Origin of the sequence: Polynucleobacter sp. MWH-Jannik1A5, assembly GCF_018881795.1 — a bacterium.
Classification (GTDB): Bacteria; Pseudomonadota; Gammaproteobacteria; order Burkholderiales; family Burkholderiaceae; genus Polynucleobacter.
This window is the reverse complement of record NZ_JACVPQ010000001.1, coordinates 520,467-547,193: the sequence shown is the minus strand read 5'-3', so window position 1 is coordinate 547,193 and position 26,727 is coordinate 520,467. Positions and strand designations below refer to the sequence as shown.

Sequence of the window (26,727 nt, the reverse complement as noted above, 5' to 3'; positions counted from 1 at the left end):
TAGCTTAACAGCCTGAGTTGGCCGTAATATGACTTTAGGAACTATTTTCGTGCAGCCGAATGTTTGAAGAAAAAAATGCAAGCCAAAACTTTAGTAGAAAGCTCAACTATGACATCCTTGGCAAAGCCGCAAGTGCCCGGTCAGGTAAAGCACTACCTGCAGTTTTCTGACCTCACTCGTGAGGAATACGACTATTTGCTCAAGCGTTCCGCATGGCTCAAAGCTAAATTCAAAAGTTATGAAACTTGGCACCCACTGCATGACCGTACCTTGGCGATGATTTTTGAGAAGCATTCCACCCGTACACGCCTGTCCTTTGAGGCGGGTATTCACCAGCTTGGTGGGCATGCCGTATACCTGAACACCCGCGATACTCAGTTAGGTCGTGGCGAGCCTGTAGAGGACGCTGCACAGGTCATTTCACGAATGACTGACATCATCATGATTCGTACCTTTGGTCAGGAGATTATTGAGCGCTTTGCCTCGAATTCGCGCGTTCCAGTCATTAACGGCCTCACAAATGAATTTCATCCATGCCAAGTTTTGGCTGACATCTTTACCTTTGTTGAAGCGCGTGGGCCAATTCAAGGAAAAACCGTGGCTTGGGTGGGCGATGCTAACAACATGGCCTACACCTGGTTGCAGGCTGCTGAGTGCTTGGATTTTCAATTGCGCTTCTCTGCACCTGATGGTTATCAGTTGGATCCAGCGCGCTTGACACCGAACGCAGCAAAGCATTTAACAATTTGCGCTGATCCTAAAGATGCCTGTAAAGATGCCGATCTCGTTTCTACCGATGTTTGGACCAGCATGGGTTACGAAGATGAAAACACATCCCGCATGAATGCTTTCCAAGACTGGATGGTGGATGAGGAGTTAATGTCTTTAGCTAAGCCAGATGCTTTATTTATGCACTGCTTGCCAGCCCATCGTGGCGAAGAGGTTTCGGCTGGAGTCATTGACGGCCCGCAAAGTATTGTGTGGGAAGAGGCGGAAAATCGTCTGCATGTCCAAAAGGCATTGATGGAGTATCTGCTCTGCGGTCGTTTGGATTAAGCAATAAAGCATAAGTAAGAAAACGTAAGCAATAAAATACGAAGTAATTTGTCTCGGTGTTGTCTCAGTAAGTTTTAGTTAATTTTTGATTGAATAAAAAATGTCCGATATTAAAAAAGCAGTCTTAGCGTATTCCGGTGGCCTAGATACCAGCGTGATTTTGAAATGGCTTCAAGATACCTACGGCTGTGAGATTGTTACCTTTACGGCTGACTTGGGTCAGGGCGAAGAACTGGAGCCGGCACGTGCCAAGGCTTTGCAATTCGGCATCAAGCCAGAAAATATTTTTATCGATGACTTGCGTGAAGAGTTTGTGCGCGACTTTGTTTTTCCAATGTTCCGTGCAAATACGATTTACGAAGGCGAATATTTATTAGGCACTTCAATTGCCCGCCCATTGATCGCAAAACGTCAAATTGAAATCGCTCGTTTAACAGGTGCTGATTCTGTATCTCACGGCGCTACTGGTAAAGGTAATGACCAAGTACGTTTTGAGTTGGGCTACTACGCCTTAGAGCCAGGAATTAAAGTGATTGCTCCTTGGCGCGAATGGGATCTTCTCTCGCGCGAGAAGTTAATGGCCTATGCTGAAAAGCATGGCATTCCAGTTGAGATGAAGCATAAGCAAGGCGGCTCACCATACTCTATGGATGCCAACTTATTACATATCAGCTATGAAGGCCGTCATCTAGAAAACCCGAATGCTGAAGCGGAAGAATCTATGTGGCGTTGGACGGTTTCTCCTGAGAAAGCGCCAGATGCCTCAGAAATTATTGAAATTGAATTTAAAGCAGGTGATCCTGTCGCAATTAATGGCAAAGCCTATAAGCCACACGAGTTGCTCGCTGAATTAAACCGTATTGGTGGTATGCATGGCATTGGCCGTCTGGATTTGGTGGAAAACCGTTTTGTTGGCATGAAGAGTCGTGGCTGCTACGAAACTCCTGGTGGCACCATTCTTCTCAAGGCCCATCGTGGTATTGAAAGTATCACCCTGGATCGTGAGGTAGCTCACTTGAAGGACGATTTGATGCCACGCTATGCAAGCTTGATTTATAACGGCTTGTGGTGGGCGCCAGAGCGCTTAGCTTTGCAAACGTTGATTGACCATACTCAACAAGCTGTCAATGGCGTTGTTCGCTTGAAACTTTACAAAGGTTCTGTATCTGTGATCTCGCGTGATTCAGCCAATACCTTGTTTGATCAAAATATTGCGACTTTTGATGATGATGGCGGCGCATATAACCAGGCGGATGCTGGCGGCTTTATCAAGCTAAATGCCTTGCGTATGCGTATTGCTGAAACAGCAAAGCGCAAGCGCGCTAAGAAATAACGAAAAGAAAATTCAAATAAACGATTAGAGCTAAACAGAATAGAAAGAATCAGCATGCAATTTGATCAAGTTTCAGTCGGCAAAAAAGCCAATGTATTTTTCGATGGTAAATGTGTTTCTCATACCGTGACATTGCCAAATGGTGTGCGTAAGTCAGTTGGCGTTGTATTGCCAAGCACTTTGCGTTTTGACTTAAGCACTAAAGAAGTGATGGAAGTGGTTGATGGCACCGCTTTTGTCAGCATCAATGGCGCTCCGGAGCAAGAATTCAAGGCGGGTCAAAGTTGGGAAGTGGAAAAAGGCGGTTATTTCATTATTCGTGCTGAGCAACCTGTGCACTATGTTTGTCACTTTGAATAAATAAGCATTGCCGAAAAACAAAACGCAGACCTCGGTCTGCGTTTTTTATTACCCACTATTACCTTTACCTCTTCGGCAAGCCAGTCACTATCGTTCCCGGCACAATCACTCTTTCTGAGAACCACTGTTTATTCATTTCTAATGCGAAACGCACTGCTACTTTAGGGCAGTGGTTATTGGTTGTCTCTGCTTGCATCTCTTCAATGTTCACAATCTTTCCATCATCCGCAATGAATGCAATAGATAGTGGGATCTTGGTGTTGTTCATCCAGAAACAATGACCTGCTTTTTGTTCAAACACAAACAGCATTCCAGAATTGGTTGGCATGCTAGTGCGGTTCATTAGCCCCACTTCTCTTGTCTTAGGAGTATCGGCTAACTCAGCCTGAATGCGGTATATGCCAGCCTTGAGTTCAATAGTGGGCAGGCCTGTGTTGACTTGAGCTAACGCAAAGCTAGAACAAAAGAAAATGAGCGCGGTAAATAGTTTGATGAAATTGTTTTTTGGAATAGGCATGTTGTGCATTTTAAGTGAGGCAAATTGCAGACGAAAAAAAACCCAGGAACGAATCCTGGGTTTTTAATAATGATCTAAGGACTATTAAGCCGCTTGGATATTGGTAGCTTGCTTGCCTTTAGGGCCTTGGGTAATGTCAAACGTTACCTTTTGGTTTTCCTTAAGGGTTTTGAACCCAGGCATAGTAATTGCGCTGAAATGCGCGAACAACTCTTCTTCACCATCATCAGGTTTGATAAAGCCAAAACCTTTTGCATCATTGAACCACTTAACAATTCCGGTCGCCATGCGAACTCCATTACATAAACTTAAAACAACCGTGATGAGGGTAAATACTTTTTAATCAGTCTCAATCCACAACACGCCTAAATAGAACCTCTCTTGAAGCCTACCCCCTGATTGTTTGCCCTTTTTGGAGGGGTGTCAAGGAGTTATATGCCCATACCCCCCAGTTAATACCCCTTTTTTTATCGAAAAATGCCCCAATATGGGTTTAAGAGGGGTTTTTGCGTGGTTTTCGCAACAAGACCCTAGGAAATTAAAGTTTCAATATCTGTGTTTAGAATGTTTCTCATGAGTCGCGCACCAAAAAATCCCACTACTGGTAACCCCAGTAATCCATATATTGAAGACACTATTCTTCTCGAAAAGCAGGTCGAGCAAGTTAAAGCGCCTTCAATGTATAAAGTTTTACTATTGAATGACGATTACACGCCAATGGAATTTGTGGTGATGGTGATTCAGGAGTATTTTAATAAAGATCATGAAACAGCTACACGCATCATGTTGCAAGTGCATTTAGTAGGCAAGGGCGTTTGCGGAGTATTTACCCGCGATGTCGCTGCCACGAAAGTGCATCAAGTAATTGAACTCTCCCGTGAAGCGGGTCACCCACTACAGTGCACTATGGAGGAAGCATGATTGCCCAAGAATTAGAAGTGAGTTTGCACATGGCGTTTGTTGACGCAAGGGCATCGCGACATGAGTTCATTACGGTCGAGCATTTGCTGGCGGCCTTATTAGATAACGCCACTGCTGTTGAGGTTTTAAAGGCTTGTGCGGTCAATATTGCAGAGCTACGCGCGCAACTCAAAAACTTTATCAATGACAACACGCCTGTCGTGCCCGGCAATGATGAGGTGGATACGCAACCTACATTAGGTTTTCAGCGTGTTATTCAGCGTGCCATCATGCATGTGCAGTCCACGTCCAATGGCAAGAAAGAAGTGACTGGTGCAAATGTATTAGTTGCCATCTTTGGTGAAAAAGATTCGCACGCGGTGTATTTCTTGCAACAGCAAGGTGTCACGCGATTAGACGTAGTGAACTTCATTAGTCATGGCGTGCGTAAGGATCAATCTGAGCATGTAAAACCGGTTGAGCCTTCTCAGGAGACTGAGGATGCCGGTTCCTCTGGTAAAGAAAGCCCCCTGGAACAGTACACGCAGAATCTCAACGTGATGGCTCGTCAAGGCAAGATTGACCCATTAATTGGGCGCGAGAGCGAGGTAGAGCGTGTCATTCAAGTTTTATGCCGTCGCCGTAAGAACAACCCATTGTTGGTTGGTGAGGCCGGTGTAGGCAAAACAGCGATTGCTGAGGGATTGGCTTGGAGAATTGTGAAGGGTGATGTCCCTGATATTTTGGCCGATGCAACGGTTTACTCCTTAGATATGGGCGCGCTTTTAGCGGGCACTAAATACCGTGGTGATTTTGAGCAGCGATTGAAGAGCGTTCTCAAGTCTCTTAAAGATCATGCCCACGGTATTTTGTTTATCGATGAGATTCATACGCTGATCGGCGCAGGCGCGGCATCTGGTGGAACTCTGGATGCAAGTAATTTATTAAAGCCTGCACTGTCTAATGGCCAGCTCAAATGTATCGGCGCAACCACCTTTACTGAGTACCGCGGTATTTTTGAAAAAGATGCTGCCCTTTCACGTCGCTTCCAAAAGGTGGATGTAGTAGAGCCAACCGTAGATCAAACTGTACAAATTCTGCGCGGGTTGAAGTCGCGATTTGAAGAGCATCACAGCGTGAAGTATGCTGCTGGCGCTTTGGTTGCTGCTGCAGAGCTTTCCGCTCGCTACATCAATGATCGGCATTTGCCGGACAAAGCGATTGATGTCATCGATGAAGCCGGAGCAGCGCAGCGTATCTTGCCAAAGTCCAAGCAGAAGAAAACGATTGGTCGTCCGGAGATTGAAGAGATCGTAGCGAAGATTGCGCGCATACCGCCACAGTCAGTTACTGTGGATGACCGCAGCAAGCTGCAGACATTGGATCGCGACATTAAGAGCGTAGTGTTTGGTCAAGACCCTGCAATCGAGGCCTTAGCTAGCGCCATTAAGATGACGCGCGCAGGTCTTGGAAAGATCGACCGCCCAATTGGATCATTTTTGTTCTCTGGCCCTACTGGGGTTGGTAAGACCGAGGTGGCTAAACAGCTCGCTTACATCCTTGGTATTGAGCTGCTGCGCTTTGATATGTCTGAGTATATGGAGCGCCATGCAGTAAGTCGCTTGATTGGTGCGCCCCCAGGTTATGTTGGCTTTGATCAAGGCGGCTTGCTAACTGAGGCTGTCAATAAGAAGCCTCATTGCGTTCTCTTGCTTGATGAAATTGAAAAAGCTCATCCTGATATCTTTAATATTCTCTTGCAGGTAATGGATCATGGAACCCTGACAGATAACAATGGTCGCAAGACTGACTTCCGTAATGTGATCATCATCATGACTACCAATGCTGGTGCTGAGGCGATGCAGAAATCTACCATCGGCTTTACCAATGCCCGTGAGTCTGGTGACGAGATGGCGGATATCAAGAAGTTCTTTACACCGGAGTTCCGCAATCGTTTGGATGCCATCGTTTCTTTCAAAGCGTTGGATGAGTCCATCATCATGCGCGTGGTCGATAAGTTCTTAATGCAGCTTGAAGAGCAGCTGCATGAGAAGAAGGTGGACGCGACTTTCAGCCCAGCGTTGCGTGCACATTTGGCTAAGCATGGCTTCGATCCGTTAATGGGTGCTCGCCCAATGCAGCGCATTATTCAGGATACTGTGCGTAAAGCGCTTGCCGATGAATTGCTCTTTGGCAAGTTGGCTCAAGGCGGGCATGTGGATGTAGATATTGATTCTGATGGCAAGGTTCTGCTGAACTTTGATGCACCAGTATTACCAGGAAAGCGCACTAAAGCTGATGTAGCACCGGCTGAAGAAATTTAATTAACCAATTTAATAAATACAAAACCAAAAAAGGAAAATATGTCTCATCACGATAAATTACTAGAAGCTTTTGAAACTTATAAAGCTGAAAATGAAAAGTTTCAAGGTAAAGGCATTAAAGCTTCTGCTGCACGTGCTCGCAAAGCACTGCAAGAAATTGCAGGCTCATGCAAAGAGCGCCGCAAAGAAATTACTGCTGAAAAAGAATCTCGTGAAGGCGCTGGTGCAGGCATGTCGCAAGATGCAGCTCGTAAAGCGCATATTCGCAAGTAAGCAATTGATGCTTAAAAGAAAAGCCACCTACGGGTGGCTTTCTTATTGATTAATTTACTTAAGACCGTTTTCGGTTAAGAAATAATGCATTACATTCTGGCTCAAGAATGCCGCCCAGTAATTGCGTCCGGCTAAAGCCGTTTCCTTGATTGATGTCTTTAGCACTAAAGGTAAAAATATCAATGCCTGATTTTTTAATTGTGGCAGCTGAGCTTCCGTAGGCAACGCCACCAATACCTGCCCAGATAAGGGCGCTCATGCACATAGGGCAAGGCTCTCCGGTTGTATATAAAACTATATCCGCCCAATTTTTATTACCGTTCTGAGCGATGTAATTATTGATGCAAGATATTTCACCGTGGAGCAGTGGATTGTCAAAAGTTTGATTAACGCCTTTAGCAAGTATCGCGCCAGTCTTCGCATCAGTAATGACGGCCCCAAATGGGTAGGCTTGATTTTGTGCTGCCATAGCGATCGCGGCACGCATTGCAACTTCATGACTCCTCATTGGAATTGAAGAAAGATCGGCCTTTGCTAGTGCGCCTCGTGTGAGGCCAGCTAAGCCAATGCCACATAAGCAAATTAATGCGCCACGGCGATTCATGTGATTAAGCTCTGCCGGTACTTCCAAAGCTGCCAGCACCACGACTGCTTTCAGTGAACTCTTCAACTATTTTGAGCTCTACCTGTTGTACCGGCATCACCACCAATTGAGCTAAGCGCTCCATCGGCTCCAATTTGAATGGGGTTGATCCGCGATTCCAGGTGCTCACCATCAGTTGACCCTGGTAGTCAGAATCGATTAGGCCCACTAGGTTGCCTAGTACGATGCCGTGTTTATGACCTAAGCCTGAGCGCGGGAGAATGAAGGCTGCATAGCCTGGATCTTCTACATATATTGCCAAGCCAGTTGGTACAAGAACTGTTTGACCTGGGGCAATTTCGATTGCCTCATCAATACAAGCGCGCAGATCGAGTCCAGCACTGCCAGGTGTGCCATAAGTTGGCAGCTGATCGCGCATACGTTCATCGAGAATTTTGACTTGGAGGGATTGCATGGAATTTCCTAAAACGGGGAATGTAAGTAAAAAAGTGGGGGTGCTACTTAAATTTTCTTGGCAACTAACTGAATGAGTTGGCGCGCTAATTGCAGTTTTTCTGCTTTGGCAATTTTCTTGCTGCCACTAGCGTCAATAACAATTAATTGATTGAGGTCGCTGCCAAAGGTGTCCGGGCCGATATTGCCAACAATCATTGGGATGCCTTTACGCTTACGCTTTTCATCAGCATGCTTCTCTAGGTCATTTGATTCGGCAGCAAAGCCAACGCAATAAGGGTAAGGCTTGCCACTCTTACTCTTCACCGATTTGGCAATATCTAGCAGAATGTCAGGGTTTGCTACAAACTCTAGGTTTGGCGCTTGATTGCCTTGACGTTTTATTTTCTCTTTGGCTGGTTTTGCGATTCCCCAGTCAGCAACAGCGGCGACTGCAAAGAAGACATCGCAGTCAGTTGCATTGATTGTGGCCGCATGCATTTCTTTTGCGCTAACTACGTTAGTGCGGATAATTTGACCCGTTGCCAATAGTGGCGTCTCGAGATCGCAGGGGCCAGCAATAAGGTGCACTTGAGCGCCAGCCTCAACAGCGGCCCTTGCAATTGCAAAACCCATCTTTCCTGAGCTGTGATTGGTAATGCCACGTACTGGATCAATCGCTTCAAAAGTAGGGCCAGCAGTAATCAATACTTTTTTGCCAGCTAAAGATTTTTTCTGGAAGAAGGCAATGACTTGTTCGGTAATTTCTGCAGGCTCGAGCATGCGACCCATACCGACTTCACCGCACGCCTGAAAGCCACTAGCTGGCCCCAACAAGGTAACGCCATCGGCCGCCAGTCTTTGCGCGCTTCTTTGGGTAGCTGCATGATCCCACATCTGCTTATTCATTGCGGGGGTTAGCAGAAGCGGGCAATCTCTCGCGAGGCATAGAGTAGTTAATAAGTCGTCAGCCAAACCCAAAGAAAGCTTGGCCATTAGATCAGCACTAGCTGGCGCAATCAAAATCGCATCTGCTGAACGTGATAACTCAATGTGAGCCATATTATTGGGAATGGTGCTATCCCATTGACTCAGATACACCGGATTGCCAGTGAGCGCTTGCATGGTCACTGGCGTTACAAATTGTTGTGCGGCTTCAGTCATCACAACTTGTACTGATGCGCCTTCTTGCATTAATTGGCGTGCAAGCTCTGGAGCCTTATAGGCTGCAATGCCGCCAGAGATTCCGAGGACGATCTTCTTATTTAAAAGTGATTGCATGGCGCCAGCTTAATGGGATTGAGGGGATTTGCCAAATGACTTGCGTAATTCGCCCCATATGATGAGGGCGGCACCAATACAGATAGCACTATCAGCGATATTGAATGCTGGCCAATGCCAATTAGCGTAATACAGGTCAATAAAGTCCACTACAGCGCCATACATGACCCGATCTAAGACGTTGCCTAAAGCTCCGCCCAAGATGAGGCTCAGGGCTATGCAAAGCAGTTTGTCGCTTTGGCTTTGATATAGCAGCCAAATAATGTAAATCGATGCCGCTAAACCAAGAATGGTAAAAAACCAGCGTTGCCAGCCTGAACCCTCTGCTAGAAATGAAAACGCTGCGCCTGGATTAAAGAGTAGTAGCCAGTTCATAAAAGGCAGAACTGGTTCAGGAACGCCCATTTGTAGATTACTTAGCGCCGACCACTTGCTCAATTGGTCCAGCAAGAGCACGATAACGGCGATTGCTAGATAGCGAAGAAGAGCAAGGCTTTTCATATGAATAGATCTTAAGCAAAGAGGCGGTGATCGCCATCGCCAAATAGGTTGCTAATACAGCGACCACATAATTCTGGATGATCAGAGCTGCTTCCTACGTCTTTGGTGTGATGCCAGCAACGACCACACTTTTTATATTGGCTGCCACGTACCAATACCTCTAAGCCTGCATTACTCAACTCAATATTGGCACTAGAGGTGATGGTGACAAAGCGTAAGTCATCTTCAAGCGAATGCAAAATCGCAAAGTCGACATCACCCACTTTGATTGTCAGTTCGGCCTGCAAAGATGAGCCCACATTGCCAGCCTCGCGCTCAACTTCAATTGCTTTGGTGACCTCGGAGCGAATTTCGCGAATGCGACTCCATTTTGCTAGCAATTCATCGGCGTGAGAAATTTGCGGGAACTGGCCAAATTCTTCCATAAAGATCGATTCAGAAGGTTTGCTACCAGAACCATGTGGGAAATCTTTCCATGCTTCTTCTGCAGTGAAGGATAGGAATGGAGATAGCCACTTCAAGAGATTGCGAGTGATATGAAATAAAGCGTTCTGTGCGGCGCGACGATCTGGAGAATCTGGCGCGCTGGTGTAGAGACGATCCTTCAGAATATCTAAGTAGAAGCCACCTAAATCTTCAGAGCAGAAAGTCAGCATGCGTGCAACTGCAGGCTGGAATTCATATGCCTTGTAATGGGCTTCCACATCATTCTGCAATGCATTGGCAAGCGCAACAGCATAGCGGTCAATCTCGAGCCATTGGCCTGCAGGCATGGTGTGCTTGCTAGGATCAAAATCTGACAGGTTAGCCAACAAGAAGCGTAAGGTGTTTCGAATGCGACGATAGCTCTCAGTCACGCGTTTGAGAATTTCATCTGAAATGGTCATCTCGCCTGAGTAGTCGGTAGAAGCCACCCAAAGACGAATAATTTCTGCACCAAGCTTATCCGCTACTTGTTGAGGTGCGATCACATTGCCCACAGACTTACTCATCTTGCGTCCTTGACCATCCACAGTGAAGCCGTGAGTCAAGAGCGCTTTGTATGGCGGTTTGCCATCAAGCATGGCGCCAGTAAGCAAAGAGGAGTGGAACCAGCCGCGATGTTGGTCAGAGCCCTCAAGGTATAAGTCAGCCAATCGACCATTTGGTGTTTCAGCGTCAGTAGTTAACAGCTCATCACGGTGTGAGCCACGAATGACATGCCAATGCGTTGTGCCGGAATCAAACCATACGTCTAAGGTGTCACGGTTTTTTTCGTATTGAGCCGCTTCTTCACCCAATAACTCGGCAACTTCTAGTTTCTGCCAAGCTTCTATACCTTCTTTTTCTACACGCTTAGCGATTTCTTCAAGTAGTTCAACGGTACGCGGATGTGGCTCACCACTTTCCTTGTGTACAAAGAAAGCCATTGGTACGCCCCATTGGCGCTGACGTGACAAAGTCCAGTCAGGACGATTAGCAATCATGCTGTTTAAGCGTTGCTTGCCCCAGGCAGGGAAGAACTCAGTGTTCTCAATACCTGCTAGTGCAGTCTCACGCAAGCTGGCTTTGCCATCAGAGGGTTTCTTATCCATGCTCGCAAACCACTGTGAGGTAGCGCGATAAATAATGGGAGACTTATGGCGCCAGCAATGCATGTATGAGTGCGTATACGTTTTATCGCGTAAGAGACTGCCTGCTTCACGCATGGCTTCAACAATCTTGGGATTCGCTTTCCAAATATATTCATTTGCAAATAGCGGCAACCAAGATGCATACACACCATTGCCCATGACAGGATTCAGGATATCTTTGTCAGCAAGCTTATTGGCTTTGCAGGATTTAAAGTCTTCCTCGCCGTATGCGGGTGCGGAGTGAACAATGCCGGTACCCGTATCGAGTGTGACATATTCAGCTGTATAGATTGGGGATAGGCGCTTGTAGCCTTCATGCAAAGGTGCTAATGGGTGCCAGAAAGAAATATTTGCTAACTGAGCGCCTTGACAAGTAGCTATCACGTTGCCTTCAAGGCCATAGTCTTGCAAACAAGTTTCAACGCGATCTTTTGCGAGGATTAATAATTTATCCCCAACATCGACCAGCGCATAAGTGAGCTCTGGGTGAACATTCATTGCTTGGTTGGCAGGAATTGTCCAAGGTGTTGTTGTCCAAATAACGATCTGACCTGGCTTATTAGGTAGCTCACTAAGTCCAAAGGCTTTTGCTAGTTGTGGACGTTGTGCATCATCAAATGCAAAGCCAACATCAACCGTTGGATCAGTTTTATCTTGATATTCCACTTCAGCCTCTGCGAGTGCAGAGCCGCAATCAAAACACCAGTTCACCGGCTTTAATCCACGGAAGACATAGCCCTTTTCCCAGATCTTCCCAAGAGCGCGGATTTCATCAGCTTCGTTACGGAAGTTCATGGTGAGGTAGGGGTTATTCCAATCCCCCAGAACGCCTAAGCGCTCAAAATCTTTTTTCTGTTTCTCAACCTGGACATGCGCGTAGGCGCGCGCCTTAGATTGAACCTCAGCAGTTGGTAAATTTTTACCAAATTCTTTTTCTATCTGAATTTCAATTGGCATGCCGTGGCAATCCCAGCCTGGTACATATACAGAATCAAATCCCATGAGCCAGCGAGATTTCACGATCATGTCTTTCAGAATCTTATTAACAGCATGACCAATATGAATATCGCCGTTTGCATATGGAGGGCCATCATGCAAGATGAACTTCTGTTGATTGGCGTGTGCCGCACGAATTTTTTCGTAGAGCTTATTTTTTTGCCAGCCAGCTACCCACTGTGGTTCGCGCTTAGCTAGATCTCCTCGCATTGGAAAGGAGGTATCTAATAGATTGACGGGATAAGAGTTTTCTTTTTCAGACATAAGCTTTTTTCTGGAAATAATTTCTGGCATGCGCTGCATCTGCTGCAATCGCTTGTGTAAGGGTTTCGAGGTCTGGGTACTTCGCCTCATCGCGGATTTTTTCTAAGAGTTCTACGGTAATGATTTTTCCGTATACATCCTCGTTGTAATCAAAAATATGGGTTTCTAGTAATACCCTGCCTTCATCTTCGACTGTAGGCCTAACGCCCAGGCTAGCCACTGCTGGCAGAGGCTTATCGCTCAAGCCTAAAACTTGTGCAGTGAAGATTCCTGTTGTTGCTGGTTTGCGATGATGCAAGTGATTGGCAACAGCTAAGTTTAAAGTTGGAAACCCTAATTGACGACCGAGCTGTTGTCCATGAATAACGTGACCAGAGATTCCGTAGGGGCGACCCAATAATTTTTCAGCAAGCTGCATGTCGCCACTTGCAAGGGCGGCACGTAGAGCAGAGCTAGAAATACGCTCACCATCTTCTTGAATCGTTTGAATGCTAGACACTTCAAAACCATATTTTTCACCAGCAGCTTTTAAGCTGGCAAAGTTGCCTGCGCGTTTAGCGCCATAGCAAAAATCATCGCCAATCAAAATCCATTTGGCATTCAGGCGTTTAACAATAATTTCAGAAACAAATTCTTCTGGGGTGAGCTTCGCAAAAGCGGCATTGAAATGCTCAACAACCACCCGATCAATTTCGAGATCAGCAAGCGCTGCCAATTTGTCACGTAAATTCAGAATGCGGGGTGGTGCTTGTTCTGGGGAGAAAAATTCTTTTGGATGCGGCTCAAAGGTCATGACGCAGCTGACCAAGCCTCGATTCTTGGCGCCATCGACAAGTTCCTTTAGCAGGGCGCGATGACCCCTGTGCACGCCATCGAAATTACCGATGGTTAGGGCACAAGCAGGTCCTGCAGAAAACTGGGTGGGGCCACGGAATACGTTCACAAAATCGCTTTCAGGGTAGCCATCAATTATATTGTGGGCATGCCTTCTATCGTTACCTTAATCTCGGGCCGCGGATCTAATTTCGAGGCCATCGTCAAAACCGCTCAAAAAGAGCAATGGCCAGTCACTTTTGCCGGGGTGATAGCGAATCACTCAGCGGCTAAGGGCCTTGATTTTGCTCGCTCGCAGGGCATCCCAGCATTTGCAATCGAGCACAAAGAACACGCTAGCCGTGAGTCTTTCGATGCAGCCCTCATTCAGAAGATCGATGCCTTGGGGGCAGATTTAGTGGTTCTTGCCGGATTTATGAGAATTTTGACCCCTGGATTTATCCGTCATTTTGAGGGTCGCTTAATCAATATCCACCCAGCCCTGCTGCCCGCCTTCCCAGGTTTACATACCCATGAGCGGGCCTTAGAGGCTGGAGTCAAGGAGCATGGCGCTACTGTCCACTTTGTGAATGAGGGCGTAGATGAGGGGCCGATTATTTGTCAGGCCTCAGTTCCAGTGCTTAAGGGGGACAATGCAGATACCTTGGCAGCTCGAGTTTTGACTGCTGAGCATCAAATTTACCCGCGAGCCGTAAAATGGTTCCTTGATGGACGATTGCGAATTGAAGGTAATCAAGTGAAGTTACAACCCCCGGAGTCGCAATTTTTTAAATTATGAGTGCAGAACGTCCACCCCGTAGATCTGGTAGCAGACTAGCCCCCCACAAAAGTTACGCAGCGAAATCGAAAGATCCATTGCGGCGCCCTGAGCGTCGCAATGCTAGTGGTAATTTAATTGCGCCCGAAGGTCAAAAGAATTTTTCCAATGCAAAAGCATTGCCACAACATGCAATTCATCTGGAGCGCTTGCTTCCAGAGTTGCTCAGTTTTGAGCAGCCGGCCGACCGAGTAGTCAGTCGTTATTTCAGAGAAGAGAAACAGCTTGGAAATCGTGACCGTGCTTTGATTGCGGAAAGTGCATTTGCGATTCTGCGTCGTAAAAATGAGTTCTCACAATTTGCCTCAAGCGGTGAAGGCTCGCAGGCTAGACGCTTAGCCCTATTAGGTTTGCTGTCCGCTTTGTCTGAAGGTGGTTTGGGTTCTGCCAACCGTGCTGAGAGCGCTATTGCCGATTTAGCCCATGTATTAAAAGCGGGTGAGTATGAATGGTTGCAACGTTTTGCAACGGTTGATCCCGCCGCTTTAAATCCACTCGTGCGCAATAATTTACCAGAGTGGTTATGGGATGCATTTGGTAAATATCCTGGTGAAGATACTCGTGAAGAACTTGCGAAATCTTTAATGCATTCAGCGCTGTTAGATTTGCGTGCGAATACTATGAAAACCAATCGCGAGGAATTGCTCGCGCAGATGAATGCATTGGGTGGGCGCTATCAAGCAATTCCAACACCGTATGCGCCCGATGGTGTGCGCATTATGGGTAAGCCTGCATTGCAGAATACAGCTGGGTTTAAAGCAGGCATGTTTGAAGTGCAAGATGAAGGCAGTCAACTCTTGGCTTATCTGCTTGCACCAAAGCGTGGTGAAATGGTTGTGGACTTTTGCGCTGGTGCTGGGGGTAAGACTTTGGCAATTGGAGCCATCATGCGCTCTACAGGGCGTTTGTACGCTTTAGATACATCCGAGCGCCGTTTGGCGAACTTGAAGCCAAGACAAGCCCGTAGCGGCCTTTCTAATGTGCATCCAGTGTGGATTGATAGTGAGAACGACGCCAAGATCAAGCGCCTTGCCGGAAAGATTGATAGGGTTCTAGTAGATGCCCCTTGCAGTGGTATGGGTACTCTACGAAGAAATCCGGATTTGAAATGGCGCCAAACCCCAGAGGGCGTTTTGGAATTAAATCAAAAGCAAATGAGCATCTTGCACTCGGCTGCCCGGCTATTAAAGCCAGGTGGACGACTAGTTTATGCAACCTGCAGCCTATTACCTCAAGAGAATCAGGCGATTGCTGAGGATTTTCTGGCAAAACACCCGCAATTTGAGGTCGTTCCTGCTGCAGAAGTTCTTAAGCCATTGTTTCCAAAGGAAAAATTGCCTTTAGGGTGCAGCCCAGACAACCCGTGGTGGCAGCTATGGCCACATATTCATGGAACAGACGGCTTTTTTGGTGCAGTTTTCCAAAAGAAAGCTGCCGTGCCAACCCCTGAATCCGAAAAAGACGAGCAAAAAGAGACTAAGGTCAAAACCAAGAAGGCCCCTAAAGAACTAAAATAAAGGTTTAGACCTCTTTAGGGAATCCCTTTTGAATACAGTTTCAGGTTTTGATTTACTCCTCCACTGGCTTGCCAGTGGATATTTGGATTGGTCTTGGTGGAAGATTGTTGTTTTCACCCTGATAGCCACTCACATCACGATTGCTGCTGTCACTATTTTCTTGCACCGTTGCCAAGCGCACCGTGCTTTAGATCTTCACCCCATTGTTTCTCATTTCTTCCGTTTATGGCTCTGGTTAACAACCGGTATGGTGACCAAAGAGTGGGCTGCGATTCATCGTAAGCATCATGCGAAATGTGAAACTGTAGATGATCCACATAGCCCTCAGGTTTTGGGAATCAACACAGTACTTTCTCGTGGCGCCGAGCTGTATAAAAAAGAAGCCGCCAATCAAGAGACTCTCGATAAGTTTGGGCATGGCACTCCAAATGACTGGATTGAGCGCAATATCTACTCTAAGTTTTCTTGGCAGGGCGTTGCGATCATGCTCATCGTCGATGTATTTTTATTTGGCGCGATTGGCCTAACAGTTTGGGCAGTCCAAATGTTGTGGATTCCAATCACTGCTGCTGGTGTGATTAATGGCATTGGTCACTACTGGGGCTATCGCAACTTCGATTGCGAAGATGCCTCCACAAATATTATTCCTTGGGGAATTCTGATTGGTGGTGAAGAACTGCACAACAATCATCACACTTTTGCAACCAGCGCAAAGCTATCGAATAAATGGTATGAGTTCGACATCGGTTGGATGTATATCCAGATCATGAGTGCTGTTGGTTTGGCGACCGTGAAAAAGACTCCCCCTAAACCGGTGCTGAGTGATTTGCGTCCTGCCGACCAACATACGCTCGAAGCCATCATTGCAAATCGCTATGAAATCATGGCTCGCTATAGCAAGACATTGCGTAGTTTCTTTAGCAATGAAGTTCAACACATGCAGGTCTTAGCGGCACACTTAAGTGATGCTCGCATCTGGCTGGCTAAAGATGAGTCTCGTTTAACTGAGCAAGAGAAATTAAAGCTGGAAGAGTTAATGGCAAGCAACGCCCAATTGCGTAAGATGATTGAAATGCGTCGTGAGTTGCAAGCTATCTGGAGTCGCTCTTCATCTACCAAAGAGCAATTACTTTCTCAGTTGCACGCTTGGTGTCAGCGTGCAGAAGAGAGTGGCTTAACTAGCTTACGTGAGTTCTCTTTGAGATTGCGTCGTTACGCTTAAGTGAATTTGTAGACAATAAAAAACCCGCTGATGTAGCGGGTTTTTTATTTGCTGAAGTAGTAATTACTTCAACTTTGTTTCTTTGTAAGCAACGTGCTTGCGAATGGTTGGATCGAACTTCATGATCTCCATTTTCTCAGGCTTTGTACGCTTGTTTTTTGAAGTAGTGTAGAAGTGACCAGTACCTGCTGATGACTCTAACTTAATTTTTTCTCTGCCGCCTTTAGCCATTTGTGCGCTCCTTAAATTTCGCCACGTGCACGGAGATCAGACAACACAGCATCGATGCCGTTCTTGTCGATAACGCGCAAACCAGCATTGGTTAAGCGCAAGCTAATCCAACGGTTTTCAGATTCAACCCAGAAACGACGGTTTTGCAAATTCGGCAAAAAGCGACGCTTCGTTTTATTGTTTGCATGGGATACATTGTTGCCAACCATCGGCTTCTTCCCAGTGACTTGGCAAACTTTTGCCATGACATAACTCCATTAATTGCGAAAAAAGAAGATTGTATCAGTCCCAGCCTATTTTGGGCTAGCTCTAATTGTCTTGAGTGCACGGGATTTACGTTTCCAAGACACTCAAATATCTAAAATAAGCCAATAAGTTAGTGTTTACTATCATTTATTAGCTTTTTCCATAAGGCCTGCATCAGAAAAAGAGAAAAAACCGCTACCACTCACAATGCAGTGATCCAAGAGTTGAATATCTACCAATTGGAGTGCATCTGCGAGCAACTTTGTCAGTTCTTGATCTGCTCCGCTAGGCAATGGATTGCCGCTAGGGTGGTTATGAGCCACGATCAGGGCGCTGGCGTTTTTTGCTAGGGCCTCTTTGAGGATCTCTCGGGGGTAAATAGCAGTTTGGGCAATGGAGCCCCTAAAAAGCTCCTGACATTCAATAAGGTGCAGGCGGGAATCTAAGTAAAGACAGAGAAAGACCTCGTGGGGGAGGCGGCCAATTTTGGCCTGCAAGAACTCTCTAACATGGTTGGGTGATGAAAAGATGGGGTCCTGGGTAAGACCATCCTCCAAGCTTCGCTTCACAAGCTCATAAGCCGCCTGAATTTGAGACCACTTAGATAGACCCATGCCGTGAATTTGGGTTAATTCTTGAGGGCTGCTGGCCAGTAGCCGTGGAAGGCTCCCAAAGTGATGTAGTAGGTCCTTAGCGAGGGCTACAGCACTTTTCCCCCTGACGCCCACTCGTAGAAAAATAGCCAGCAGTTCGGCATCAGAAAGTGCCGCAGCTCCATTTGCGCGAAGCTTTTCTCTGGGCTGCTCATTTTTGGGCCAGCCCGTGATGGGGGAGTGCACAGCTAGCGCCGGCCTAGATACAATCACCTTATGACTAAGCTTACTGTTTTGCCTAACTCCTACTTGACTCTCAACTATCGACTCACTTTGCCTAGTGGGGAGGATTACATCAATACTTTTGTCGATCGACCTGCGACGGTTTTGATGGGGTCTGGACAATTTGCTCCTTGTTTCGAAAAAGTTTTACTTGGTTTGAGTGTTGGCGAGAAAAAAAGTGCGCTACTTGCTCCTGAAGAAAGTTTTGGCGAGCGCAAAGAGGATTTAGTGCAATGGGTTTCTCTTAAGGCGCTAAAGGAAGGTCGCGATGACGACGTGGAATTTAATCCTGGGGATGTAATCGAGTTCAACGCCCCAGGGGGCGCTCAATATGCAGGTGTTTTGCAATCGATTGATGATGAGGGCGCATGGTTTGATTTCAATCATCCTCTCGCGGGTAGGCCAGTAACTTTTGAAGCTGAGATTGTGGCAATTCTGTAAAAGATGAGTGATTCCAATAACGCAGAAATTTTGATGGCGCAACCGCGTGGTTTTTGCGCGGGCGTCGATCGTGCAATCAATATTGTCAATGAGGCTCTTAATCGTTTTGGTGCGCCAATTTATGTGCGTCATGAAATTGTGCATAACGCATATGTAGTTAATGAGCTGCGCGATAAGGGCGCGGTATTCGTAGATGAATTGCATGAAGTTCCCAAGGGTGGCATTGTTGTATTTAGCGCTCACGGTGTTTCTCAAGAAGTGCGCAAAGATGCTGAAGCAAGAGGTTTGCAGGTCTACGACGCCACATGTCCTTTGGTCACCAAGGTCCATCTTGAGGTCGTCAAAATGTGTAAAGAGGGCTATACCGTTTTGATGATCGGTCATGCTGGGCACCCAGAGGTTGAGGGAACCATGGGTCAAGTAAAAGAAGGCGTATTTTTGGTTGAGAAGCTCGACGATGTGGGCGCGTTACCATTTTCAGCAAATGAGAAAATGGCTTTTGTTACCCAAACAACACTTTCCGTTGATGAGACCAAAGAAATTGTTGAGGCCTTAACGACAAAGTTTCCCAATATTGTCCAACCTCGCAAACAAGATATTTGTTATGCCACTCAGAATCGTCAAGATGCTGTGAAATTTATGGCACCTCAAGTTGAGGTTGTTATTGTGGTGGGTAGCACCTCAAGCTCGAACTCTAATCGCTTGCGAGAGCTGGCTGAAAAGCTTGGCGTTCCCTCCTACATGGTGGATTCCCCAGAGCAACTTAAACCAGAATGGTTTGCTGGCAAAAAGCGAGTTGGTTTGACGGCGGGCGCTTCTGCCCCAGAAAGTTTGGCGCAGTCTATTGTGAGTCGCATTCAGGAGTTTGGTCCGCGACATGTCCGCGCACTTGATGGCGTAGTCGAAGATGTCACCTTTTCTTTACCCAAAAATTTAGTTGATTGAAGTATCTATTCATAACAGAGGAGCTGTACATGAACAAACCTAAAATTGGCTTTACAAGAAGTGCTATTGCTTTAGCGGTTTCAGCGTTCCTATTGGCCGCTTGCGGCAAAGGTGGCGAGAAGTCTGCGGCAGCTCCCGCGGATGGTATCGAAGTGAAGATTGGGCATGTCGCTCCTTTGACTGGGCCTATTGCGCACTTGGGTAAAGATAATGAGAATGGCGCGCGCTTAGCTCTCGAAGAAATTAATAAGGCAGGCTTAACGATTGATGGAAAAAAAGTAGTGCTGACTTTAGTGCCTGAAGATGATGCTGAAGATCCAAAGACTGCTACTCAAGTCGCTCAAAAGCTGGTGGATGCCAAAGTAGTTGGCGTAGTAGGACACTTAAATTCTGGGACCAGTATTCCTGCCTCACGCATTTATAGCGATGCAGGTATTACCCAGGTATCACCATCAGCAACGAATCCTGATTACACCAAACAAGGATTTAAGACGACTTATCGCTTAGTAGCAACCGACGCACAACAAGGCCCAGCCTTGGCTAATTATGTTGCGAATACCTTGAAGGCAAAAACGGTAGCCATCATTGATGACTCTACTCAGTACGGCAAAGGCCTGGCTGATGAATTTGAGAAAACCATCAAAGCGGCGGGCATAAAAGTCGTTACTCGCGAAGCAAGTAATAACAAGGCAACTGATTTCAAGGCCATCTTGACGAAGATTAAGGGTAGCAAACCAGATGTCATCATGTATGGCGGTATGGATGCGACCGGTGGCCCACTAACAAAACAGGCTGCTGAGCTTGGTATTAAGGCAAAGGTTGTTGGTGGTGATGGCATGTGCACCGAGAAGCTTGCTGAGTTGGCTGGTGATGCAGTGGTGAATGTGACTTGTTCTGAAGCGGGTATGGCCTTGTCAAAGATGGCTCAAGGAGCTGACTTCCAGAAGCGTTACAAAGAGCGCTTTAATTCAGATGTACAGATTTATGCGCCATTTACTTATGATGCCGTCTATGTCTTGGTAGATTCTATGAAGCGCTCAAACTCAACTGATCCTGCAAAGATTTTGGCTGCTATGCCTGATACGAAAATGCAGGGCTTAGTAGGTAATATTGCTTTTGATAATAAGGGTGATATGAAAGAAGGCGTGATCACCTTATACGACTTCAAAGATAAGAAGAAAAATGTTCTTGATGTCATTAAGATGTAATGACACCCCAATAAAAAATGGCGCCGCTTCTGCGGTGCTATTTTTTTATCAAGCCCCAATAAATTTACATACCTAATGGATATCCTTCTTCAGCAGATCATCAATGGCTTGGTGCTTGGCAGCATCTATGCCTTGATCGCCTTGGGGTACACCATGGTCTATGGGGTGCTGGGGATTATCAATTTTGCCCATGGCGAAGTATTGATGATTGGCGCAATGGTTTCGCTTTCCTTATTGCGTTTGATCTTGAGCTTGACCAGTGACTTGCCCGGCTGGCTCACGCTTCTGATTGTTTTGCCTGTGACGATGGCGGTCTGCGCTGGATTGAGCTATTGGATTGAGCGAATTGCTTATCGACCTCTGCGTAATGCACCGCGCTTGGCACCACTGATATCTGCTATTGGTATGTCTATTTTGTTGCAAACGATTGCGATGATGATTTGGTCACGCAATCCTATGACCTATCCACAATTACTACCGTCAGCTCCCATTGATTTATGGGGCAGTGGCGCGACGATTACTGGAAAAGAAATCGTGATCATCATAGTTGCTTTGGCGGTGATGGCTGGCTTATTGTTCTTGGTAGAAAAAACAAAGCTTGGTAGGGCAATGCGCGCTACTGCCGAGCAAACCCAAATTGCTGCGCTCATGGGCGTCAATCCCAATCGCGTGATCTCCATTACCTTTATGTTGGGTGGCGCATTAGCAGGTTTAGCGGGAGTTATGATTGCCAGCAACTATGGCAATGTCCATTTTTACATGGGGTTCATTCCAGGGCTTAAAGCATTTACTGCTGCCGTTCTGGGTGGCATCGGAAATTTACAGGGTGCCATGTTGGGTGGTCTGCTCTTAGGCCTGATTGAATCATTAGGCGCCGGATATATTGGCGAGCTTACTGGTGGAGTATTTGGATCCAACTATCAGGATATTTTTGCTTTCTTGGTATTAATCTTGGTTTTGGTTTTGCGACCGACTGGTTTATTGGGCGAGAAGGTTTCGGATCGTGCTTAAAAACCTTTTTACCAATCGCTTGAGTCGTTCTGCCTATCTATGGCTCGGAGCCATTGCTTTACTGCTCCTGCCTTGGGTGGTAGGTGCAGGTGGTGGTAACTATTGGGTTCGGGTGCTCGACTTTGCCTTGCTTTATATCGTTCTTGCTTTAGGCTTAAACGTAGTTGTTGGTTTTGCAGGTCTTTTGGATTTAGGTTACATCGCCTTTTATGCATTAGGCGCCTATAGCTTTGCTTTATTGGCGTCTCCCCATCTGCCAACTCAGTTTGTAAGTATTGCGGCGAGCTTTCCGGAGGGTATGCACTTTTCACCTTGGATGGTTGCCGTGTTCTCGATTATTTTGGCAGCCCTATTTGGATTGATCCTAGGTCTACCTACTTTGCAATTGCGCGGAGATTACTTGGCGATTGTTACTTTGGGTTTTGGTGAAATTATTCGCATCTTTATGAATAACTTAGACCGCCCTTTAAATCTCACCAACGGTCCTAAGGGAATTTCTGGAATTGATCCGATTCAATTATTTGGCATTTCATTTACAAAGCCCTTGGATTTAGGTTTTATACAAATCCCCGGTTTGTATTTAGTGTTTTACTTATTTCTTGCGCTGGCAATTGCAGTAGCCATTGTTTGTTTACATCTACAGGATTCCCGTATTGGGCGCGCTTGGATTGCGATTCGTGAAGACGAGATTGCCGCTAAAGCGATGGGTATTAATACTCGTAATATGAAATTACTCGCTTTTGCTATCGGCGCTTCTTTTGCTGGTGTGGCAGGAGTGCTGTTTTCAGCTTTTCAGGGATTTGTTTCTCCGGAGTCATTCACTCTTTGGGAGTCCATCGTAGTCTTGGCTATGGTGGTTTTAGGGGGTATCGGACATATTCCAGGAGTGATTTTGGGCGCCATACTATTGGCGGTATTTCCGGAAGTATTACGCGGCATTGCTCAGCCGGTTCAGCAGTTTTTATTTGGTCACGTGATTGTTGATGTAGAAATCATTCGCCAACTCATTTATGGCTTGGCTTTAATTTTGATCATGCTCTATCGTCCAGGCGGCATTTGGCAAAAGAGTGGGGCAAGGTAATGACGAGTTCCGATCACTTGCTTCTTGATGTCACGGATGTTTCAAAGCGCTTTGGGGGTGTACAAGCGCTGGACTCTGTTGGCTTGCAGGTGGCGCATGATTCAATCGTCGGATTGATCGGTCCCAATGGTGCTGGTAAGACAACCTTTTTTAATGTCATCACTGGTTTGTATCCTGCAGACTCAGGAATCTTTTTATTCGATGGCCAATCCTATTTTCCAGAGTCTGTATCTGAAGTCACTAAATCTGGTCTGGCTCGAACATTCCAAAACATTCGCCTGTTCGGTGAAATGTCTGTTTTAGAAAATGTGATGGTAGGTTGCCATTGCCGCACTAAAGCTGGTTTGCTAGGCGCGATCTTTCGTTTTCCATCGACCAAGCGTGAAGAGCGCTCAATCAGAGAAAAGGCTCGAAAACTTCTAGATTATGTTGGCCTTGGTGAGTTTGCCAATATGCAGGCGCGCAACCTTTCATATGGGCATCAGCGTCGTTTGGAGATCGCTAGGGCTCTGGCCACTGAGCCTAAGCTCCTAGCTCTGGATGAGCCTGCTGCCGGCATGAATGCCACTGAAAAACTTGAGTTGCGTGAGTTATTGCTGCGCATTCGCGCTGATGGCAAAACCATTTTACTGATTGAGCATGACGTTAGTTTGGTAATGGGCATTTGCGATAGTCTGACCGTCCTCGATTACGGCAAAGTGATTGCCTCAGGAAAACCTGCCGACGTGCGCACACATCCTGAAGTCATTAAGGCTTATCTTGGGCAAGGAGCTGCATGATGAGTACTTTGTTGAATGTAAAAGATCTCAAGGTATCCTATGGCGGCATCAATGCTGTTAAAGGAATTGATCTGCATGTCAATCAAGGCGAACTTGTTGCCTTGATTGGAGCGAATGGTGCAGGAAAAAGTTCAACCCTAAAAGCAATTTCTGGTTTGCTAACTCCATCGGCTGGTGAGATTCATTTTGTAAACCAAGAAACTAAAAAGTTGCCTGCCTATGAATTGGTTCGCCTAGGTCTGGGTATGGTGCCGGAAGGGCGAGGTGTCTTTAAGCGCATGACGATTTTGGAGAATCTCCAGATGGGCGCCTATTTAAAGACAAACCCTAAAGATATCGATCTCAAACTAGAAGAGGTGTACTCGTATTTTCCAAGGCTCAAAGAGCGCTTATCTCAGTTGGCAGGCACGCTGTCTGGTGGTGAGCAGCAGATGGTAGCAATGGGCAGGGCAATGATGGCCGAGCCTCAGTTATTGCTGTTGGATGAGCCATCTATGGGCTTGTCACCCATCATGGTCGAGACAATTTTTGATGTTGTTCGCAGTCTATCCGCGAGCGGGATGACTATTTTGCTAGTAGAGCAAAATGCACGCTTAGCTCTACAGATGGCAGATCGTGCTTATGTGATGGAGAGTGGTTTGATTACTCTCGATGGGTCTGGCAAGGAATTGCTAGAAGACTCAAGAGTAAAAACTGCCTACCTTGGTGAATAAATAGGCAGCTATATTACGGCTGGTTTTAAGCTACCTCTTTCAGTAACTCACGCAGCATATTGCACATCTGACGAATCTCATCATCAGGCACATTCAAAGCCGGCATAAAGCGTAATAAGTTAGGTCTTGGGGAGTTGATCAACAGACCTTCAGGGTTACGATCACGCGCAAGTTCAACTAGCTTTGGACCAATGTCTTTTCCAAGCATTAAGGCCCTTAATAATCCTTCACCACGCTCACCTTCCAGATTGAACTCGGTTACCAGCTTGAGCAATTCAGATTTAAGCAATTCACCTTTGGCTTTAACGCTATCCAAAAATCCTGGGGCTAAAAGTTGCTCAATGACGCTAATCCCTACAGCGGTCATTAAGGGGTTGCCGTTATAGGTCCCGCCTTGATCGCCAGGTACAAAGCAAGCCACAGCATCGGTAGCCAATAAGGCTGCCAATGGAACTCCTCCACCAATACCTTTACCCAAAGTCATAATGTCTGGCTCGATGCCATAGTGCTGGTAGGCAAAGAGGGTGCCGGTACGGCCACAGCCCGCTTGCACTTCATCAGCAATTAAAAGAATGTTGTTTTCTTTGGTGAACTTACGCAGTTCACGCATAAATTCTTTCGTGGCGGGAATAACGCCACCTTCACCCTGTACTGGCTCGAGCATGACTGCAACTGTTTTATCGGTTACCAGTTTTTTCACAGACTCCAAATCATTTAAGTCTGCCTTTGGAAAGCCTGCGACCTGTGGCGCAAACATCGTATCCCAGTTTGGCTTACCGGAAGCGCTCATCGTCGCTAATGTGCGTCCGTGGAAACTATGATCAAAGGTGATGATTTCAAAGGCACCAGCTTTATGAAGCTGACCCCACTTGCGGGCTAATTTAATAGCGCCTTCATTAGCCTCAGCTCCGCTATTAGCAAAGAATACTTTGTTAAAGCAACTATTTTCTGTAAGTAGGTTTGATAAACCAATCATGGGCTCGTTATAGAACGCAGGACTTGGATTGATCAACTTCTTTGCTTGTGCATTCAGCGCTTCAATCATTCCTGGATTTCCATGGCCCAAGCAGTTCACCGCCCAGCCTTGCAGGAAGTCCAAGTAGCGTTTGCCATTGTTATCTGTTAGCCATGAGCCCTCACCTTCAACCATTACTACCTCTGGACGTGGGGTAATAAACATGACTGAGTGGGTATCAATAGTCTGAAGTGGCTTATTCATGCTGGTATGGGTGGATAAGTTAATAAGGGTAAATAAGGTATCTATTATCCCGCTGATTTGACTTTGTGGTTCCTAAGCCGTTGCTAAATCTGCTGCGCTAGTGAAGGAGTCTGCGAAGAACTCTTCCTCCGGCAGTTGACACTTGGCTGAGAAGTCATTTCTGGCGGCATTGACCATGACCGGGGCACCACAAGCATAGACTTGAAAGCCCTTCATATCGGGATGATCAGCCATCACAGCTTGATGTACAAAACCCGATCTACCTTGCCAGCCATCTTCTGCGAGTGCATCTGAAATTACCGGTATGTATTTAAAGTCGGCTATCTCTTTTTCCCAGGATTGGCATAAGTCGCTCAAATACAAATCACCAGGGCGACGTCCACCCCAGTAAAGATGAATTGGTCGATGAATCTTCTTGGCTCGCATTTGTTCGATGATGGATTTGATGGGCGCAAAGCCGGTGCCAGCAGCGACAAAGATGATGGGTTTCTTAGAGTCTTCTCTTAAAAAGAAACTTCCCAGGGGCCCTTCAAAGCGCAAGATATCTTTTTCTTTTAAAGCAGGCATAGCGGCGCCAAATACAAAGTCAGTAAATAAACCGCCAGGTAAATGGCGAATATGCAACTCAAGCGGACCCTCTTGTTCGGGTGCATTGGCAATAGAGTAAGCGCGACGCTGACCATCTTTTAGAAGAAACTCAAGATACTGACCGGCTAGAAACTGAAAGCGTTCGGCGGCAGGCAACTGCAGCTTCAGAATGGCGACATCGTCGCTTGGTTTGCTAATGGTATTAACGCGACAAGGTACTTTACGAATAGCAATATCACCAGCCCCTTGAACTTCACGGGCTTCAATGAGGAGATCGGATTGAGGGTGGGAGCAGCAAAACAAAATCCCACCAGCGGTTTCGTCAGCCTTGCTAAGAGCACTTTCGCTATGCTGTCCGTGGGTCACTTGACCCTCTACGACTTTGCCTTTGCAGGAGCCACAGGCACCATTTTTACAGCCATAGGGTAAATTGATTCCTTGACGTAGAGCGGCCTCCAGGACATTCTCATCTGGATTGACGGTAAATTGTTTGCCGCTCGTTTTGAGCGTGACTTGATAAGACACTCTCATTCCTTTCAATAAATC

General features: G+C 46.5%; 29 protein-coding genes. 16 read left to right on the top strand and 13 right to left on the bottom strand.

The window, feature by feature from the left end:
• Nucleotides 1-108: 108 nt before the first annotated feature.
• The 3 genes from argF to ICN23_RS02705 all read left to right on the top strand — a co-directional run bounded on the left by argF (nucleotide 109) and on the right by ICN23_RS02705 (nucleotide 2,749).
• Entirely contained in the window at nucleotides 109-1,056 is a 948-nt protein-coding gene (gene argF / locus ICN23_RS02715) for an ornithine carbamoyltransferase (protein WP_216230808.1), read from the top strand.
• 100 nt (nucleotides 1,057-1,156) lie between these two features.
• Nucleotides 1,157-2,389 carry an argininosuccinate synthase gene (locus ICN23_RS02710; protein WP_216230807.1) on the top strand — a complete coding sequence of 411 codons (1,233 nt, stop codon included), beginning with the start codon at nucleotides 1,157-1,159 and terminating at the stop codon, nucleotides 2,387-2,389.
• 54 nt (nucleotides 2,390-2,443) lie between these two features.
• On the top strand, nucleotides 2,444-2,749 hold the full coding sequence (locus ICN23_RS02705) for a pyrimidine/purine nucleoside phosphorylase (RefSeq protein WP_216230806.1): 306 nt from the start codon (nucleotides 2,444-2,446) through the stop codon (nucleotides 2,747-2,749).
• Between the two features lie 64 nt (nucleotides 2,750-2,813).
• Here the strand turns inward: ICN23_RS02705 and ICN23_RS02700 are convergent, their stop codons facing one another.
• Nucleotides 2,814-3,266, bottom strand: a complete 453-nt coding sequence (locus ICN23_RS02700) for a DUF192 domain-containing protein (protein ID WP_216230805.1) — start codon at nucleotides 3,264-3,266, stop codon at nucleotides 2,814-2,816.
• 84 nt (nucleotides 3,267-3,350) lie between these two features.
• Complete coding sequence (locus ICN23_RS02695) at nucleotides 3,351-3,554, bottom strand: cold-shock protein (RefSeq protein WP_011903586.1); 204 nt, start codon at nucleotides 3,552-3,554, stop codon at nucleotides 3,351-3,353.
• Between the two features lie 276 nt (nucleotides 3,555-3,830).
• Between ICN23_RS02695 and clpS the strand changes: the two genes are divergently transcribed.
• From clpS to ICN23_RS02680, 3 genes are read left to right on the top strand one after another with little or no spacing between them, the layout of a single operon-like run.
• Nucleotides 3,831-4,187, top strand: a complete 357-nt coding sequence (clpS, locus tag ICN23_RS02690; protein ID WP_216860565.1) for an ATP-dependent Clp protease adapter ClpS — start codon at nucleotides 3,831-3,833, stop codon at nucleotides 4,185-4,187.
• Complete coding sequence (gene clpA / locus ICN23_RS02685; RefSeq protein ID WP_216230804.1) at nucleotides 4,184-6,490, top strand: ATP-dependent Clp protease ATP-binding subunit ClpA; 2,307 nt, start codon at nucleotides 4,184-4,186, stop codon at nucleotides 6,488-6,490. The genes clpS and clpA overlap by 4 nt, the downstream gene beginning before the upstream one ends.
• Before the next feature lie 39 nt (nucleotides 6,491-6,529).
• The gene (locus ICN23_RS02680; RefSeq protein WP_068320954.1) at nucleotides 6,530-6,763 is read left to right on the top strand and encodes a hypothetical protein; all 234 of its coding nucleotides are present in this window, start codon (nucleotides 6,530-6,532) and stop codon (nucleotides 6,761-6,763) included.
• A gap of 58 nt (nucleotides 6,764-6,821) precedes the next feature.
• Here the strand turns inward: ICN23_RS02680 and ICN23_RS02675 are convergent, their stop codons facing one another.
• From ICN23_RS02675 to ICN23_RS02650, 6 genes are read right to left on the bottom strand one after another with little or no spacing between them, the layout of a single operon-like run.
• The gene (locus ICN23_RS02675; protein WP_216230803.1) at nucleotides 6,822-7,367 is read right to left on the bottom strand and encodes a nucleoside deaminase; all 546 of its coding nucleotides are present in this window, start codon (nucleotides 7,365-7,367) and stop codon (nucleotides 6,822-6,824) included.
• Between the two features lie 4 nt (nucleotides 7,368-7,371).
• Nucleotides 7,372-7,821: a dUTP diphosphatase gene (dut, locus tag ICN23_RS02670; RefSeq protein WP_216230802.1), complete on the bottom strand. Its 450-nt coding sequence runs from the start codon at nucleotides 7,819-7,821 to the stop codon at nucleotides 7,372-7,374.
• Between the two features lie 47 nt (nucleotides 7,822-7,868).
• Nucleotides 7,869-9,080, bottom strand: coding sequence for a bifunctional phosphopantothenoylcysteine decarboxylase/phosphopantothenate--cysteine ligase CoaBC (coaBC, locus tag ICN23_RS02665; protein ID WP_216230801.1), 1,212 nt, complete (start codon nucleotides 9,078-9,080; stop codon nucleotides 7,869-7,871).
• A 9-nt stretch (nucleotides 9,081-9,089) separates the two neighbouring features.
• Nucleotides 9,090-9,581 carry a signal peptidase II gene (lspA, locus tag ICN23_RS02660; protein WP_216230800.1) on the bottom strand — a complete coding sequence of 164 codons (492 nt, stop codon included), beginning with the start codon at nucleotides 9,579-9,581 and terminating at the stop codon, nucleotides 9,090-9,092.
• Nucleotides 9,582-9,592: 11 nt separating this feature from the next.
• Nucleotides 9,593-12,472, bottom strand: a complete 2,880-nt coding sequence (gene ileS, locus ICN23_RS02655; protein WP_370624775.1) for an isoleucine--tRNA ligase — start codon at nucleotides 12,470-12,472, stop codon at nucleotides 9,593-9,595.
• Nucleotides 12,447-13,397, bottom strand: coding sequence for a bifunctional riboflavin kinase/FAD synthetase (locus ICN23_RS02650; protein WP_216230798.1), 951 nt, complete (start codon nucleotides 13,395-13,397; stop codon nucleotides 12,447-12,449). The genes ileS and ICN23_RS02650 overlap by 26 nt, the downstream gene beginning before the upstream one ends.
• Before the next feature lie 39 nt (nucleotides 13,398-13,436).
• Between ICN23_RS02650 and purN the strand changes: the two genes are divergently transcribed.
• Genes purN through ICN23_RS02635 form a run of 3 tightly spaced genes read left to right on the top strand, consistent with a single transcriptional unit; the run spans nucleotide 13,437 to nucleotide 16,844 of the window.
• A complete protein-coding gene (purN, locus tag ICN23_RS02645) occupies nucleotides 13,437-14,066 on the top strand; it encodes a phosphoribosylglycinamide formyltransferase (RefSeq protein WP_216230797.1) in 630 nt (209 codons plus the stop codon).
• Nucleotides 14,063-15,622, top strand: coding sequence for an RsmB/NOP family class I SAM-dependent RNA methyltransferase (locus ICN23_RS02640; protein WP_216230796.1), 1,560 nt, complete (start codon nucleotides 14,063-14,065; stop codon nucleotides 15,620-15,622). The genes purN and ICN23_RS02640 overlap by 4 nt, the downstream gene beginning before the upstream one ends.
• A 28-nt stretch (nucleotides 15,623-15,650) precedes the next feature.
• Nucleotides 15,651-16,844: an acyl-CoA desaturase gene (locus tag ICN23_RS02635; RefSeq protein ID WP_216230795.1), complete on the top strand. Its 1,194-nt coding sequence runs from the start codon at nucleotides 15,651-15,653 to the stop codon at nucleotides 16,842-16,844.
• Nucleotides 16,845-16,907: 63 nt separating this feature from the next.
• Here the strand turns inward: ICN23_RS02635 and rpmG are convergent, their stop codons facing one another.
• The 3 genes from rpmG to radC all read right to left on the bottom strand — a co-directional run bounded on the left by rpmG (nucleotide 16,908) and on the right by radC (nucleotide 18,160).
• Nucleotides 16,908-17,075, bottom strand: a complete 168-nt coding sequence (gene rpmG / locus ICN23_RS02630) for a 50S ribosomal protein L33 (RefSeq protein ID WP_015421876.1) — start codon at nucleotides 17,073-17,075, stop codon at nucleotides 16,908-16,910.
• Nucleotides 17,076-17,086: 11 nt separating this feature from the next.
• Nucleotides 17,087-17,320: a 50S ribosomal protein L28 gene (rpmB, locus tag ICN23_RS02625; protein ID WP_011903570.1), complete on the bottom strand. Its 234-nt coding sequence runs from the start codon at nucleotides 17,318-17,320 to the stop codon at nucleotides 17,087-17,089.
• Nucleotides 17,321-17,464: 144 nt separating this feature from the next.
• Nucleotides 17,465-18,160, bottom strand: a complete 696-nt coding sequence (gene radC, locus ICN23_RS02620; RefSeq protein ID WP_370624748.1) for a DNA repair protein RadC — start codon at nucleotides 18,158-18,160, stop codon at nucleotides 17,465-17,467.
• 30 nt (nucleotides 18,161-18,190) lie between these two features.
• Between radC and ICN23_RS02615 the strand changes: the two genes are divergently transcribed.
• The 7 genes from ICN23_RS02615 to ICN23_RS02585 all read left to right on the top strand — a co-directional run bounded on the left by ICN23_RS02615 (nucleotide 18,191) and on the right by ICN23_RS02585 (nucleotide 24,374).
• A complete protein-coding gene (locus tag ICN23_RS02615) occupies nucleotides 18,191-18,637 on the top strand; it encodes a peptidylprolyl isomerase (protein WP_216230793.1) in 447 nt (148 codons plus the stop codon).
• 3 nt (nucleotides 18,638-18,640) lie between these two features.
• A complete protein-coding gene (gene ispH / locus ICN23_RS02610) occupies nucleotides 18,641-19,582 on the top strand; it encodes a 4-hydroxy-3-methylbut-2-enyl diphosphate reductase (protein ID WP_216230792.1) in 942 nt (313 codons plus the stop codon).
• A gap of 29 nt (nucleotides 19,583-19,611) precedes the next feature.
• Nucleotides 19,612-20,790 (top strand): branched-chain amino acid ABC transporter substrate-binding protein, encoded by a 1,179-nt coding sequence (locus ICN23_RS02605; RefSeq protein ID WP_216230791.1) that lies wholly within the window; start codon nucleotides 19,612-19,614, stop codon nucleotides 20,788-20,790.
• Between the two features lie 75 nt (nucleotides 20,791-20,865).
• A complete protein-coding gene (locus ICN23_RS02600; protein ID WP_216230790.1) occupies nucleotides 20,866-21,801 on the top strand; it encodes a branched-chain amino acid ABC transporter permease in 936 nt (311 codons plus the stop codon).
• The gene (locus ICN23_RS02595; RefSeq protein ID WP_216230789.1) at nucleotides 21,794-22,882 is read left to right on the top strand and encodes an ABC transporter ATP-binding protein; all 1,089 of its coding nucleotides are present in this window, start codon (nucleotides 21,794-21,796) and stop codon (nucleotides 22,880-22,882) included. The genes ICN23_RS02600 and ICN23_RS02595 overlap by 8 nt, the downstream gene beginning before the upstream one ends.
• Nucleotides 22,882-23,661, top strand: coding sequence for an ABC transporter ATP-binding protein (locus ICN23_RS02590; RefSeq protein WP_216230788.1), 780 nt, complete (start codon nucleotides 22,882-22,884; stop codon nucleotides 23,659-23,661). Before ICN23_RS02595 ends, ICN23_RS02590 begins: the two co-directional genes overlap by 1 nt.
• Complete coding sequence (locus ICN23_RS02585) at nucleotides 23,658-24,374, top strand: ABC transporter ATP-binding protein (protein ID WP_216230787.1); 717 nt, start codon at nucleotides 23,658-23,660, stop codon at nucleotides 24,372-24,374. Before ICN23_RS02590 ends, ICN23_RS02585 begins: the two co-directional genes overlap by 4 nt.
• A gap of 25 nt (nucleotides 24,375-24,399) precedes the next feature.
• Here the strand turns inward: ICN23_RS02585 and ICN23_RS02580 are convergent, their stop codons facing one another.
• Both ICN23_RS02580 and ICN23_RS02575 read right to left on the bottom strand, forming a co-directional pair.
• A complete protein-coding gene (locus ICN23_RS02580; protein WP_216230786.1) occupies nucleotides 24,400-25,593 on the bottom strand; it encodes an acetylornithine transaminase in 1,194 nt (397 codons plus the stop codon).
• A 72-nt stretch (nucleotides 25,594-25,665) separates the two neighbouring features.
• Nucleotides 25,666-26,706, bottom strand: coding sequence for a 2Fe-2S iron-sulfur cluster-binding protein (locus tag ICN23_RS02575; protein ID WP_216230785.1), 1,041 nt, complete (start codon nucleotides 26,704-26,706; stop codon nucleotides 25,666-25,668).
• Nucleotides 26,707-26,727: the final 21 nt, after the last annotated feature.